15 protein-coding genes are annotated in these 13,833 nt (G+C 65.2%); 12 read left to right on the forward strand and 3 right to left on the reverse strand.

Translation table 11 applies throughout. The features are described from left to right. The first annotated feature begins 60 nt into the window (after nt 1-60). The 3 genes from ACFMRZ_RS16360 to ACFMRZ_RS16370 all read left to right on the forward strand — a co-directional run bounded on the left by ACFMRZ_RS16360 (nt 61) and on the right by ACFMRZ_RS16370 (nt 3,084). A complete protein-coding gene (locus tag ACFMRZ_RS16360; RefSeq protein WP_280273070.1) occupies nt 61-690 on the forward strand; it encodes a TetR/AcrR family transcriptional regulator in 630 nt (209 codons plus the stop codon). A 260-nt stretch (nt 691-950) separates the two neighbouring features. Further along, entirely contained in the window at nt 951-2,273 is a 1,323-nt protein-coding gene (locus tag ACFMRZ_RS16365) for a helix-turn-helix domain-containing protein (RefSeq protein ID WP_280273071.1), read from the forward strand. A 94-nt stretch (nt 2,274-2,367) separates the two neighbouring features. Next, nucleotides 2,368-3,084: an MBL fold metallo-hydrolase gene (locus ACFMRZ_RS16370; RefSeq protein WP_400179821.1), complete on the forward strand. Its 717-nt coding sequence runs from the start codon at nt 2,368-2,370 to the stop codon at nt 3,082-3,084. On the opposite strand, the gene ACFMRZ_RS16375 is transcribed toward ACFMRZ_RS16370, so the two are convergent. Next, entirely contained in the window at nt 3,049-3,774 is a 726-nt protein-coding gene (locus ACFMRZ_RS16375; protein ID WP_280360748.1) for a TetR/AcrR family transcriptional regulator, read from the reverse strand. The genes ACFMRZ_RS16370 and ACFMRZ_RS16375 overlap by 36 nt on opposite strands. Nucleotides 3,775-3,855: 81 nt before the next feature. On the opposite strand from ACFMRZ_RS16375, the gene ACFMRZ_RS16380 reads away from it, so the two are divergent. Further along, entirely contained in the window at nt 3,856-4,533 is a 678-nt protein-coding gene (locus ACFMRZ_RS16380) for a DUF2306 domain-containing protein (protein ID WP_400179822.1), read from the forward strand. A 40-nt stretch (nt 4,534-4,573) separates the two neighbouring features. Then, complete coding sequence (locus tag ACFMRZ_RS16385; RefSeq protein WP_400179823.1) at nt 4,574-5,002, forward strand: SRPBCC family protein; 429 nt, start codon at nt 4,574-4,576, stop codon at nt 5,000-5,002. Here the strand turns inward: ACFMRZ_RS16385 and ACFMRZ_RS16390 are convergent. Both ACFMRZ_RS16390 and ACFMRZ_RS16395 read right to left on the reverse strand, forming a co-directional pair. Further along, on the reverse strand, nt 4,999-6,219 hold the full coding sequence (locus tag ACFMRZ_RS16390) for an FAD-dependent monooxygenase (RefSeq protein WP_400179824.1): 1,221 nt from the start codon (nt 6,217-6,219) through the stop codon (nt 4,999-5,001). The two genes, ACFMRZ_RS16385 and ACFMRZ_RS16390, sit on opposite strands and share 4 nt — an antisense overlap. 128 nt (nt 6,220-6,347) lie before the next feature. Then, entirely contained in the window at nt 6,348-7,277 is a 930-nt protein-coding gene (locus ACFMRZ_RS16395) for an alpha/beta fold hydrolase (protein ID WP_400179825.1), read from the reverse strand. Between the two features lie 1,353 nt (nt 7,278-8,630). On the opposite strand from ACFMRZ_RS16395, the gene ACFMRZ_RS16400 reads away from it, so the two are divergent. The 7 genes from ACFMRZ_RS16400 (at nt 8,631) to ACFMRZ_RS16430 (ending at nt 13,664) form a co-directional block, all read left to right on the forward strand. Continuing rightward, nucleotides 8,631-9,113: a hypothetical protein gene (locus ACFMRZ_RS16400; RefSeq protein ID WP_400179826.1), complete on the forward strand. Its 483-nt coding sequence runs from the start codon at nt 8,631-8,633 to the stop codon at nt 9,111-9,113. Beyond that, on the forward strand, nt 9,113-9,385 hold the full coding sequence (locus tag ACFMRZ_RS16405; RefSeq protein WP_400179827.1) for an exonuclease domain-containing protein: 273 nt from the start codon (nt 9,113-9,115) through the stop codon (nt 9,383-9,385). The genes ACFMRZ_RS16400 and ACFMRZ_RS16405 overlap by 1 nt, the downstream gene beginning before the upstream one ends. Nucleotides 9,386-9,460: 75 nt before the next feature. Further along, on the forward strand, nt 9,461-10,702 hold the full coding sequence (gene istA, locus ACFMRZ_RS16410) for an IS21 family transposase (RefSeq protein ID WP_400178804.1): 1,242 nt from the start codon (nt 9,461-9,463) through the stop codon (nt 10,700-10,702). Next, nucleotides 10,702-11,517 carry an IS21-like element helper ATPase IstB gene (istB, locus tag ACFMRZ_RS16415; protein WP_400178805.1) on the forward strand — a complete coding sequence of 272 codons (816 nt, stop codon included), beginning with the start codon at nt 10,702-10,704 and terminating at the stop codon, nt 11,515-11,517. Before istA ends, istB begins: the two co-directional genes overlap by 1 nt. 170 nt (nt 11,518-11,687) lie before the next feature. Then, entirely contained in the window at nt 11,688-12,011 is a 324-nt protein-coding gene (locus ACFMRZ_RS16420) for a transposase (RefSeq protein ID WP_280330709.1), read from the forward strand. Beyond that, nucleotides 12,011-12,928 (forward strand): IS3 family transposase, encoded by a 918-nt coding sequence (locus tag ACFMRZ_RS16425; RefSeq protein ID WP_400177742.1) that lies wholly within the window; start codon nt 12,011-12,013, stop codon nt 12,926-12,928. The genes ACFMRZ_RS16420 and ACFMRZ_RS16425 overlap by 1 nt, the downstream gene beginning before the upstream one ends. A gap of 118 nt (nt 12,929-13,046) precedes the next feature. Beyond that, nucleotides 13,047-13,664: a hypothetical protein gene (locus ACFMRZ_RS16430; RefSeq protein WP_400179828.1), complete on the forward strand. Its 618-nt coding sequence runs from the start codon at nt 13,047-13,049 to the stop codon at nt 13,662-13,664. Nucleotides 13,665-13,833 lie beyond the last annotated feature (169 nt).

A 13,833-nucleotide genomic window follows, 5' to 3' on the forward strand; every position in this document is an offset into this window, starting at 1 on the left:
GCGCACTGCGCTTAAACTGAGCGACGCTCATCTTCTATCGACAGCAGGCAGGAGAGCGCGATGCCGCCTAAGACCGCGGGACAGCGTCGTCGCCCGAGACAGGACCGTGCCAAGGCGACCAGGGAACACATCCTGGACACCGCCGCGCAACTCTTCGGTGAGCGCGGCATCGCCAACACCTCGACGAACCGGATCGCAGCGGAGGCCGGGGTCAGCATCGGCACGGTCTACCGATATTTCTCCGACCGTTCGGTCATCGTCGAGGAACTGCTCGGCCGGCTGCTGGAGAACGTCGAAAGACGTTTCACACAGCGGGTTTTCGGCATGTCGGACAAGCCGACCCTGGACATGGTCACCGGCATCCTCGAGGTCATCAGCGACGAGCTGGTGGACAACGCGCAACTGGTGCGCGCCCTGGTGGCCGGCGTGCAGTTCTACAGCAGCGGCATTCCCGAGTTCGAACCCCGGCTGCGTCTGCTGGTCAAGGTGCTGGTCATCCAGATGCTCGGGCCGGGCGACGACCACGAGTACGACGTGATGACCTTCGTGCTGATCAACACCGGTTTCGCCGCGGTACTGCGCGTGTCGGCCCTGGACGTCGACGCCCAGCAGCGCAAGGAGGCCATCGCGATGACCGCGCGCATGATCACCGCGATGGCCGAGGCGGAGATCAACTCCCGAGCGGCCTGAGCCGCGGACGAGCACGAACGTACCGCAGCGTATGGATCGGCGGCCCAAAAGTGAGCCCGTGGCCAACTATCTCCCCGCGGAGCACTCCTCGACGCACGCCGTCGACCGCTGTTTTGCCTGATCAATCGGGATTTTTACGGCTGCCGAACAATCTTCAAAGAGGAGTAGAAGGTGAGCCGAAGCTCGGCTTACCGTTTGTGGCAGAGCAACAAGCGGGTGATACCCACCTCGTCTTACCAAAGGTGGAAGGAAGGTCGCCGATGAAAGCCGACATGTCCAACAGTCCCGGCCTGACGTATTCCGGGACGCCGTTCTCCACGCCGTTGAAGGACGTGCGGGCCCTGTCGCGTCAGATGGTGGGGCACTTCGTGGAAACCGTCGCACCGTGCCGAACCCTGCCCGGCGACGCGATCCACGGTGACGTCACCTCCATCACCCGGCTGTGCCTGGAGCTGGCGGTCAGCATGCTCGACGGTGCCGACGTGCCGGAGAAGACCCGGAAACTGGAGGACACCGCCGCGCAGTGGGCGCGCGAAGGCGTGCCGATCGATACCATCCACCACGCCATCCACGAGGGTTTCCGCCTCGGCCTCGATCTCGTCATCACCAGCGCCACCAACAGCTACCGGCGCACGGTCGACGGCGAGGAGCAGATGCTGGCGCTGCGGCGCGACGACTACGACAATCTCGTCGGCGCCGCCAAGATGGTCGTCGACATGCTCGACACCATGACCACGGCGGTCTCGAAAGCCTATGTGCGCGAACTGCGCTCGGTGGTCAGCGAGCACCACACCGCGGTGCACACGCTCACCTCGGCGCTGCTCGGCGGGCGGCCCACCTCGACCATGGCTCGCGAATCCGGCATCGAGATCGCCGAGCAGTACCACGTGCTGGCCTTGGCGGTGCCGCCGCATCCCGAGGAGAACAACCCGATGCTGGACGGCGCGGTGGTCGCGCGCCGCAAGCTGCGGCGCATCCAGGCCGCGCTCGCCACCGGCCTGAACGGCGACGCCCCGCTGTCGCTGCTGAGCGTCGACGGCGGCACGCTGCTCATCCCCGCCACCCGGGAGACCGATCTCGATCAGCTGGTCGACGCGCTGTCGCAGGCGGCGCAGGTGGCGATCACCGCGACCGTCGTCACGTCCGACACCCACGACATCCCGGCCGCGGCCGACCGTGCCCATCAGCTGCTCGACATGGTGCACCGGCTCCGGCTGGTGCGCGGCCTGTACCGGTTCGACGATCTGGCGCTCGAGTACCAGCTCACCCGGCCCGGTCCCGGCCGCGAGCACCTGGGCACGCTGCTCGACCCGCTCGATCCGCATCCCGAGCTGCTGGACACCCTGCAACGGCACATCAGCAACAACCTGAACCGCCAGCGCACCGCGCACGCCCTGCACATCCACACCAACACGGTCGATTACCGGCTCAAACGCATCGCCACCCTGACCGGCTGCGACCCGACTCAGGCCAGCGGGCTGTGGTACCTGCGCAGCGCACTCGTGGCCCGCAGTTACCGGCACACCCAATCGTTCACGGCCGAATTGGCCGGTGGCCGAACGCCGTTGCGCGACAGGGCATGAGCCGTGCGGGCGCCGCCGATCGGGCGGCGCCCGCGTTTCTCTGCTCAGAGCAGATTTCCCGGGCAGCCGGGTCCGTTGTCGGTAGGTTCGCGGTATGGAGATCGTATCCGTGCTGCCGCAGCTGAGCGCCCTGCGGTTTGCCGAGGTGAACGACGTCAATGTGTACGTCTGGAACGACGGCGCCACGGTGACGTTGATCGACAGCGGCTTGCCCGGTGCCGCCGGAGCAATCGAGAACGGCCTTCGCACATTGGGTTTCGCCCCCGGTCAGGTGCGGCGAGTGATCATCACCCATGCCCATATCGACCATCTCGGCTCGGCCGCCGACCTGGCAGACCGGGGCGCCGAGATCTGGGCTCATCACACCGAGGCCGATATCGTCCGGGGCGAGCGCCCACAGCCCGACCCCGTGCTGCGCGACTGGGAACGCCCGATCTTCGCGGGCCTGCCGCAGGTGACGCCTCCGCGCCCGGCCCCGGTCCACCGTGAACTGCACGCCGGCGAAGTACTCGACTTCGGTGGCGGCGCAACGGTTCTCGCCGTCCCGGGCCACACGTCGGGCAGCATCGCCCTGCACCTGCCACGCCACCGCGTGCTGTTCACCGGCGACACTCTCGCCAACTTCCGCGGCGCCACCATGCCGGGCGTGTTCAACCTCGACAGCGACGCCGTCGAGGCCGCCGCTCACCACCTCACGGACCTGGATGTGGACACCGTCTGCGTGGGGCACGGGGATGTGCTCGCGGGAGAAGCATTGCGCGCCTGGCGGAATCAATCAGAGGGCGAGGTGGGTGGCGATACCGTCGAGTAGTCGGCCGAGGCCGAATTCGAAGACGGATGCGGCGAGGTCCCGGGTGCCGTAGTCGTCACCGGGGTCGGCGGACAACATGGCCAGCAGGGCCGGGAAGCGCTCCGGGCGACCGTATCGTTCGAGCGCCGCGGGATCGAGAGCGGGGCCGACATGCCCGGCCTGGTCGCGGCCCAGGGTCGGATCGATCTCCAGGCGGACGATGCCGCCGACGAAGGCGTTGACGGAGAAGATGACATCGGCGACGGTGTCCGGCGGCAACCCGACCGCCGTCACCGCGCCGATCGCGGCCTCGCCCCACGCGGCCTCGTTGGGTCCCATCCAGCGATTGTTCGCCCCGATCGCAAGCATCCACGGATGCCGCAGATACAGCTCCCGGGACTGCCGCGACCACTGCTCGAGCGCCGCGCGCCATCCGTGCCGGGACAGGTCCGGCGGGTCGGACATGGTCGTGTCGAACATCAGCGCAACCAGTTCGTCCTTGCTCGGCACGTACCGGTACAGCGACATGGTCGCCGCGCCGAGCTGCTTGGCCACGCGCTGCATCGATACCGCGCCGATGCCCTCCTCGTCGGCGATCGCGATGGCTTCGGCGACGATGCGCTCGAGACTGAGCGCCGGTCGCGGCCCGCGCCCGGACCACCGATTGCCCTCCCACAGCAGGCGTGCCACGCGCGGTAGCTCCTCGGCCACTATTCCTCCTCTACTGCGTATGCGCTACGCTTTGCGTATATCCTACGCAGTAGTTGTTCCGACATCTCGGGGTGGTCCATCATGGCAGTACCGACCAGGCAAGCCGCGCGTCCGAAGAGTTCAGCCTGGTGGCAGCGGCCCTGGGTCGGCCCGCTGCTGGTGCTCGTCGTCGCCTTCGTCGCTTTCTCCCTGCCGCCGTATCTGACACTGGATCCGGCGCTGTCGCGAGTGCCGGATCCCGGCTTCGCGCCGCACTATCCGCTGCTCGTCGTGCACGTGGTGTGCGGCTCGATCGCGATCCTGCTCTGCGGCTTCCAGGTGTGGCCGTGGTTTCGCGGCAGGTATCCGGCGGTGCATCGGCGGATGGGCCGCTGGTACGTCTTCGCCGGTGTGCTGCCCGCCGGGCTCGCGGGCGTAGTGATCGGCGCGACCAGCCCGTTCGGTGCGGTCGCCCAGGTCAGCAACGTCATGCTGGCGCTGCTGTGGCTCGCCGTCACGATCACCGGATGGCGAGCGGCCCGCCACCGCCGCTTCCCCGACCATCGACGCTGGATGATCCGCAGCTTCGCCCTCACCCTGTCGATCATCCTCAACCGGCTGCTCGGCGGCGTCCTCATCGTGGCGCTGAGTCCCCAGTTGCACACGACATTTCACGGCGACGAGCAGTTGATGACGCAGACGATCGCGGGGATCGGTACGTGGCTGGGGTGGACCTCCTCGCTGCTGGTGGCGGAGTGGTGGTTGGAGCGCAGGTTGTGAAGCGGCGGTTCCTGGACCGATTGGGGTGTTTACTGGCCGCATGACCACGTTCGAGAACACGCTGACCATCAACCGTCCGATCGCCGACGTGTTCGACTACCTGGCCCACTTCGAGAACGTGCCGGTCTGGAATTACGCGATCACCGAGACTACGCAGACCTCCGACGGTCCGGTCGGGGTCGGCACCCGTTATCGCCAGACCCGCTCGATCCCCGAACCCGCCACCGAAGAGTTCGAAGTCAGCGAATTTCAGCCCCTGCGACGGCTACAGGTCCGTGGTCAGATCGGTCCCTTCCCGGCCGTGGTGTCCTACGACCTCGAGTCCATCCCCACCGGAACACGACTACGCAACACCGTCGAATTGGAACTACGTGGACCGTTGCGACTGGCCGGCCCGGTCGTGACAGTCAAGGTCAAGTCGGCGGTCGCAGCCAACCTTGACACCTTGCGAAAACTGCTCGAGGCCTAGGCGGTGCTCCGCTGCCTCGGTGGGGATGGATAGTCGTCGACCGTCATGGAGTTGTGGAAGCGCGCGCTTTTGGTAGTGAGGCGGAGGAAGACTCGACCGAGTCCCGGCGGCAGGGCAGAGAGGAGGCGAGTGCCCTGGGCCAGCCCGCGCACACCGAGGCGGGAGGCTGGGATGAGGGTCTTCGCCGCACTCAGCCCGACCGCGTGACTGCCCCGCACGTGCTCGGCCATCGCACGCTCGTAGGCGGGAAACGCGCGTTCGGGATCGCCGCCCGCCCGTGCCAGCTCACCCGCCAGGACATACGCGCCCACGACAGCGAGACTCGTGCTGCCACCGACCGCCGGGCCGGGGCAGTAACCCGCGTCGCCGACGAGCGTCACCCTCCCCCGCGACCAGGTGTCCATGCGGAGTTGGGTGATGGAGTCGAAGTAGAAGGGGCCGGTGCCGTCGAGGGCGTCGAGCCAGTGCTGCACCTCGGGATTCACGCCGGTGAATGCGGCGCGCAGCAGTTCTTTCTGCCGGGGTACGTCGTGGTGGTGATAGTCGAGTGGGTGTTCGCTACGGAACAGGAACAGTGCCCGCGCGTCACCGAGGTGCTGCGCGCGGTACATCCCGGCGGTGCGCCCGACGCCGACATGGATGCGGAGTTCTCCGTCGACCCCCGTCATGTCCGGCAGCGTGAGCACCGCGAGGTAGGCCCCCGTGCTTGTGCTGAAGCGGGTCTCGTCACCGAAGACCAAGCGGCGCACAGTGGAATGCAGGCCGTCCGCGCCGACGATCACATCGAAGCGACGCGGCGCGGCTCGTTCGAACCGCACGTCGCCATCGGGTGAAATCGCGGTGATCGAGTCGCCGAACAGGTACTCGACGTCGTCACGGGCGGCCTCGTAGTAGATCTCGCTCAGATCATCACGCATGATCTCGGCGTGCCGATCCGACGCGGCGCCGAAGATCGTGGACAGGTCCACCCGGACAGGCCGCCCGCCTTCCGGAACGAGTGCCAGCCGGCTCGTACCGGTCGTCCGCGCCTCGATGCGTGCCAGCACACCCATCTTCTCCGAGATGTCCATCGCCGGCCGGAACAAGTCGACCGCGTGACCGCCGGTCTTCCGCGGAGCCGCTGCCCGCTCGACCACCGTGACCGAAAAGTTGTGCCGCGCAAGCCAGTACGCAAGCACCGGTCCGGCGATGCTGGCGCCGGAGATCAGGATCCGCATGCGTGCCTCCGTTTGCCTGTTCGGGGTGGTCGGTGGTGTTGGGCGGAGTCTGGTCAGAGGTGGATGGGCAAGCTCTGCGCAGCGATGCTCAGAGGAAGATGTGGTCAGTGGTGGTTGGTGGAGCTGGCTCAGTGATGCTCGGCGAAGTCGCGGATGAGGGTGCCGGTGGGGACGGGATCCTCGAGCATCGGGGTGTGGCCGCAATCGAGGGATTCGAGCCGCACATTCGGAACGCGGCGATACTCCTCGAAAGACGCTGCGGGCCAACGCTTGTCCCGCAATCCGTAAACCACCATAGTCGGCAGGCGTAGGTCGCTGAGCCGGTCCGGTTCGGCCCGCTCCCGCAGATACTCGTCCGACGCGTTCGAGGTCGCGGTGAGGCTGCGATACGTCATTCCCTTGAAGTCGGCGACCAACTGATCGGGAATCGGTACGTCGCGGGTAAGAGCACTGCTCATGGAATACCGAAGCACGGCCTCGGGCAGCAGCGGCCACAACGGTTGCCCGATCGCCGGATTGAGCAGCAACTCTCCCGCGGGACCGTTGTCGGTGAACGCGTCCAGCCGTGGACCCGAATCGATCAGCCCGAGCGCGGCGACAAGTCCCGGCCGCTGCTCGGCCAGCGAAGTAGCCACGTACCCGCCGGTGGAATGCCCGAAGACAACCGCCCGCCGCACACCGAGCCGATCCAGCACTTCCCCGACCCGATCCCCTTGCGCGCCAATGCTGTAACCATCCTCAGGCTTCGCCGACCCACCATGCCCGAGCAAATCGATCCGCACCACATACTTCCCCCGCAGCGCAGGCATCACCGGATCCCACCAGCCCGTCGACCCACCCAGCCCATGCAGAAGCACCACCACATCGTCCTTCGCTTCCCCCTCCGTCACGACATGAACATCCCCACCAGGCAGCACCACCATCCGCTCCTGCGCCCCCTCCGGCCCAGCCCCCGCAACACCCTCCGCCCCACCGACCATCAGGGCGACCAACACCGCAGCCCCCATCAACCTGATCCGCCGCCGCCCCATCACCGGCCCAGCAATGGTGTCACCCATCGGAATCCCTTCCTTCGTCCCGCAACACCCCAACCCTGCCCAGCGACAACGCCCCGTGTCTTGTAGAAGAGTCAGCGCAGCCGCTCCCGCCACCGTTCAGCCCAGGCCGCGGACTCGCTACTCCACACGACTGATCGCATCCCTCCCGTGTTCAATATTTGGTGCTGTTCAATTTTGTTGAACAGCACGAGAAACTGAACACGGCTGACATCAAGCACCCGACAATCCAGGTCCACCGACGTCTCGACTCACTCGACCGACCACTCCCCCGCACCACCTACAACGCTTCCTCGTGGCCTCCACGACAGTCCTCAGCCTCGACCCGACGCCGAATGTCGTTCACCGACGGCGCTATTGGCGGCTTCTCCGGCCAGAACAACGCCACCCCGAAACCCACCGCCGGAATAACCACCGCGACAGTAAGCCCCAACACAACCCATCCACTCATCAACCAACCCTCCCCACTGCCCACCGATTGAAAGACAAACGCGGACAAGCTGTCTCAACATCAACTCAACCGGCAAGACGAACCACGTCCTCACCACCCACGGTGGAGCCCGCCTGCTCGAGTCCGCCCGCGATGCGGAACGTGCCAAAACCGAAGCACGAGAACCGCTGAACGCCTGGATGACTGACCAGAAGCTCCCACCCACGTCACACGGCTGAAAACAGCGCGCCGCGCAGGCCAAAGTTGTTGTCCGGCAACGCGTCTGTCATCGGCTACGCCGGTGCCATACGGCCGAGGACTGATCGGCAAGCGCATGTAGCACCACGGCTCTCCGCCATGACCAGTGGCCCACAGCCCGTGATCAGCCCGACCTTGCCTCTCGACGCAGCGACCGAAGCACACCGAGCGCTGGAGCGACGCGAAAGTCGGCAAGACCATCCATACGCCGTAACCGAAACACATCCCGACAACGTCGCCAAACTGCCTGCCCGCGAAGGCGTTCCAGTCACTGGCGCGGCATGCGCTCGTCCGCGCACCGATGATAGCCCAAGTCCCAATCCGGTGGTTCGGCGAAACCTGTTTCACAGGGCCATTTCCCGAGGAAAAGAAGGGGGTCCAGCAATGTGGTAACGGCACCCGCCCTCAGCCGATCATCCTATTGGATCCGTCGTGACCTCGACCGCACGCAGGTCAGGCCGATCGATCAGGGGAACGAGTCGACGCTGCCGAGGAGCACAGTGCCAGTTGTCGACCACCGGGATCTTGTCACAGCGAGAGCGACCCGAAACGGTCGGCTAGGTGGGAAAATGCTTGGATTCGCAATCGTTGACTGTCAACCGCATGCGGACGTAACGGCCGTCTGGCACACGTCCCACGATGGAGCACGGATCCGGCACACCAACGCCGTGGTCATCGAACACGACGACGAACGCTACGACGCCAAGGTCCGCGCTCTCACCGCCGACCGTGCGGTCGTCCTGACAACCGGTACCGCGCCATGCATGGAGTTCGCGCATGCGCTCCTCATCGGCGAATTCGATGGCTTGCTCACCGAAACGGCCCGTCATCAGCAACGCATCACACAGGCGGTAGCGGAGTATGCGTCACGTACTCACAACCGGAACCTGGTCAGTCCCAACTTCCCAGCGGCTCCCAAGTTCGCAATCGACAAACGGGACGAACCCGCGTATCGAGCATGGTCGACTGCCAACTACATCGCGGATGTGTGGTCAGCATGGATCCTGACCGACGAGCAACGAGTACGTCGAACCATCGAACCACGAACCGGATCCAGCCCATGGATAATGCCCGAGGAACTCGGCGAACCAAACCTTGCAATGTTCCCTTCGGAGTTCGCAAAGCGGTTGCGTCCGGAGCCGGTCGCCTGATGCTGAACTACACCGCTATCGACTTCGAGACAGCGAACTCCTATCGCGGATCACCATGCGCTGTCGGGCTCGTCCGAGTCCGGGAAGGCATCCCGGTCGAACAATGCCATTGGCTGATCAGGCCGCCCGAGCGTGTGGACTATTTCGACTCCTGGAACACGCGCATTCACGGCATCACCAAGGAGATGGTGGCAGATCAGCCACGTTGGAAGGACATACTGCCCGCGATCATCAATTTCATCGGTAATGTGTCGGCAGCACGTGAAAAATGACCACCGCGCGGCAACTCAAAATGGACCACCTGGTCGGTGACCCTGGCTCTATCCGAGCCAGGGAGGACCGAAGGGATGCTTGCTGTGGAGGATTGGGCCGAGATTCGTCGTTTGCGCCGGTCAGAAGGCATGCCGATCCAGGCGATCGCCCGGACGATGGGCGTGTCCCGCAACACCGTGAAGCGGGCCCTGGCCTCGGACAGGCCACCGAAATACGAGCGCCCGGAGAAGGGGTCGATCGTGGACGCTGTCGAGCCGCAGATCCGCGAGTTGCTGAAGACGTATCCGACGATGCCGTCGACGGTGATCGCCGAGCGGATCGGCTGGACCCGGTCGGTCCGGGTGCTCTCGGGCCGGGTCGCGGAGTTGCGGCCGGCGTATCTGCCGCCGGACCCGGCATCGCGAACGACGTATATGGCCGGAGAGATCGCGCAGTGCGATTTCTGGTTCCCGCCGATCGAGTTGCCGGTCGGGTTCGGCCAGGTCCGAGGCCCCAAACAGCTGCCTGTGCTGACGATGGTTTTGGGGTATTCGAGATGGCTGATGGCGATGCTGATCCCGTCGCGGCATGCCGAGGACCTGTTCGCAGGCTGGTGGGCCCATATTCACCGATTGGGTTCAGTGCCAAAGGTTTTGGTCTGGGACGGCGAAGGAGCGATCGGGCGCTGGCGTGGCGGCCGCAGCGAGCTGACCGCCGAATGCCAGGCATTCCGGGGAACCCTGGGCACGAAAGTGCTGGTCTGCAAGCCCGCTGATCCGGAAGCCAAGGGCATGATCGAACGAGCCCACGACTATCTCGAGCGTTCGTTCCTGCCGGGTCGATCATTCAGCGGCCCAACCGATTTCAATACTCAGCTCGAGGAGTGGCTGGAGTTGGTGAATCGCCGGACGCGGCGGGCATTGGGTTGCGCGCCGACCGATCGGGTCACCGCTGATCGTCACGCGATGCTGGCGTTGCCGCCGGTGGCGCCGGAGACCGGGTGGCGGCGCTCGGGCCGGCTGCCGCGTGATCACTACATTCGCCTGGACTCCAACGACTATTCGGTGCATCCGGCGGTGATCGGGCGCCGGATCGAGGTCCTCGCCGACCTGAACCGGGTCCGGGTGTTCTCCGGCGGCCGGATCGTGGCCGATCACGAACGGATCTGGGCCTGGCATCAAACCCTGTCCGCCCCGGACCATGTCGAAGCAGCGAAAGCGTTGCGGCGCGGCCGGATCGGTGTCCTGCGGCCAGCGCCTGAACCCGAGGTTGAGCAGCGTTGCCTGACCGATTACGACGCCGCGCTCGGCGTCGATATCGAAGGCGGGGTGGCCTGATGCCTCCACGGGCTCGAACTATCGCGAAAACATCTACCACGACAAGGGATTTCACGGCCGAGCTGACCTTCCTCACCCGGGCATTGAAGGCGCCGTCGCTGCGGGAAGCCGCGGAGCGGCTGCCCGAACGCGCTCGCGCCGAGAACTGGACTCACGAGGAATTCCTCGTCGCCTGCCTGCAACGCGAGGTCTCCGCTCGCGAGTCCCACGGCGGAGAGGGCCGCATCCGCTCCGCCCGATTCCCCTACCGGAAGTCATTGGAGGAGTTCGACTTCGGACACGCTCGCGGTCTCAAACGGGACGTGATCGCCCACCTGGGCACTCTCGATTTCGTCACCGCGAAGGAGAACGTGGTGTTCCTGGGCCCGCCCGGCACCGGCAAAACCCACCTGGCCATCGGATTGGCGATCCGAGCGTGTCAGGCCGGACACCGTGTCGCGTTCGCCACCGCCGCCGACTGGGTCGCCCGCCTTGCCGAAGCCCACCACGCGGGACGGTTGCAAGCCGAGCTGATCAAGCTCGGCCGCTACCCGCTTCTGGTCGTCGACGAGGTCGGCTACATCCCGTTCGAGAACGAGGCCGCCAACCTGTTCTTCCAGCTGGTCTCGTCCCGTTACGAACGCGCCTCGCTGATCGTGACCAGCAACAAGGTCTTCGGCCGCTGGGGAGAAGTCTTCGGCGACGACGTCGTCGCCGCCGCGATGATCGACCGCCTCGTCCACCACGCCGAGGTCATCGCATTGAAAGGCGACAGCTACCGGCTCAAGGACCGCGACCTCGGCCGCGTCCCCACCGCCGGCACAACTGAAGACTGAACCATCAACCAAGCGACCAGATGATCCAAATTGGCGTTCCGTCAGATGGTCCGGATTGGCGTTCTGTTGACATAATGATGTGGTCATCGCCCATAACGCCGGGTGAGGTTCACCCCGGGTTGTGGACACCGAGTTGACAGGATCACTGATCCTGTTGAAAGGATGTCTGCATGCCTCCTCGTAAGCGCCGGTCGTTCACGGCCGAGTACAAGGTCGAGGCTGCGCATCGTGTGATCGATTCCGGTCGCACGGTCGCCGAAGTTGCCCGGGAACTGGGCATTCACGAGAGTCTGCTGGGGACGTGGGTCAAAGACGAGCGGCGCAGGATCGCTGCCGCCGAGATTCATGGTGAAAAACCCCTCGATGCGGCGGAGCGAGCCGAGTTGCAGCGACTGCGAAGGCAGGTCGCTGACCAGGACAAAGACATCGCGTTCCTGAAAAAAGCGTCGGCGTACTTTGCCGCGATGCAGACGAACCGGCCCGGTTCGATCTGATGGCCGAGTACGCCGGCCCCGACACTGTCACCGGCGTTGCTGGTACTGATCAGCCTGCAGGGCACCGGTTTTCGATTCGCCGCATGGCACGACTGCTGCAGGTGTCGAAGTCGGGCTACTACGCGTATGTGAAGCGCAGGGCGGCAACGGTTCTCACCGACCGGCAGCAGCGGCGTGCGGATCTGGAAACGAAGATCGCCACGGTGCATCGCGAATCGCACGGCACCTACGGATCACCGCGTATCACCGGTGAGCTACGCGATCAGGGCGAACGGGTCTCAGCCAAGACCGTCGCCAAGATCATGGCCTCCGCCGGGCTCGAAGGGATCAGTCCCCGAACGTTCAAAGTGCGCACCACCGTGGCCGATCCGGCGGCGTCGTTCCCGCCGGATCTGGTGAAGCGCTGCTTCGACCAGGGCCGCCCCGACGCTGTCTGGACGACCGATATCACCTACCTGACCTGTGGTCACGGGGATCTGTTCCTCTGCGCTATCCGTGACGGCCACACCCGCAAGGTGCTCGGCTACAGCCTGGCCGATCATATCGGCGCCGATATGGTCACCGAAGCCATCGATGCCGCGGTCGCGGTGCGCGGCGGCCGAGCCCAGGGCACGATCCTGCACTCGGATCGCGGCGGGGAGTTCACCGCGCATCTGACCGCGCAAGCCTGCCGGCGGCACGGGCTGCGCCGGTCGATGGGAGCGACCGGAATATGCTGGGACAACAGCCCTTCCGAATCGCTGTGGTCAAGTTTCAAACACGAGCACTACTACCGGCACACCTACGCGACGAAGACCGAACTCGTTGTCTCGGTTGACAAGTGGATGAACTACTACAACACTACCCGGCGGCACTCCGCGATCGGGAACCAAAGCCCCGACAACTACGAGCGTTCACTTCGAACCGCTGCCGCCTGAAAATCTGTAAGCCCCTGTCCACCATCCGGGGTGAACCTCAGGGTTCGATGTCGGCGTTATCCGGTATGCCTGCGCGGCGGACAACATCGAATGGCCCGAAATGCGGTTCCTCTGCACGATGGTCCTCGCGCGGCGGATGCTGTCGTTACCGACCTATCGACTTCCGTACGTCATCGAGTACCTCGGCGGCTCTATAGACGACCACCACAATCCCTTGGCTGATGCGCGCGCTGTTGTCGATGTCGTTGGTCGTCTCGCCGTCGCAAACGGTGCCAGCAGCCTCGACGAACTCACCAGATCGGCTGGAGTGCAAGTCGGTTGGATGGCACGCGGCATCTACAAGGGCAGTGTGGCAATCTCGCGCGGTGGAGATTCTCGCCTCGTCCAACCCGCACTGAACCTCAACGCCGATGCGGACGGTTACCTGTTTGGACGGGTGGTCGTATTCACCGGCACCCTCATGTCGATGATCCGCCAGATCGCATGGGAGGAATGTGCGCGGATCGGCGCAACGGCCGAGAAGGACACAACGAAACGAACCAACGTTCTCGTGGTCGGTGACATCAACCCCGCGGTCCTCCGCCCTGGTTCGAACGTCACCGGCAGGACTCGACGGGCATTCGAACTTCAGGCAGGAGGCCAGAAGATCGAGGTGATGACTGAGGACGACTTCCTCCGTTGTCTCAGTGGGAAACCACTCGCCGGCGCAGAGGCTCTCCTGTCCGAGGTGATTTGAGCGAGGCTCCACGCATACGTACCCGAGATCGAGTTGCCTTCGTAAGGTCCCCATGGCGAACCGTCCGCGGCCAACTCCCCCGAAGGTGAAGCGCGGCCGAGAGCGCTCCAGCGCGAGCCAGTGAAGGCGACCTGGACGTGTTCCGCAGATGGCTGTACCGACACCGCTG

It is taken from the genome of Nocardia sp. N2S4-5, from assembly GCF_044628355.1.
Taxonomy (GTDB): Bacteria; Actinomycetota; Actinomycetes; order Mycobacteriales; family Mycobacteriaceae; genus Nocardia; species Nocardia wallacei_B.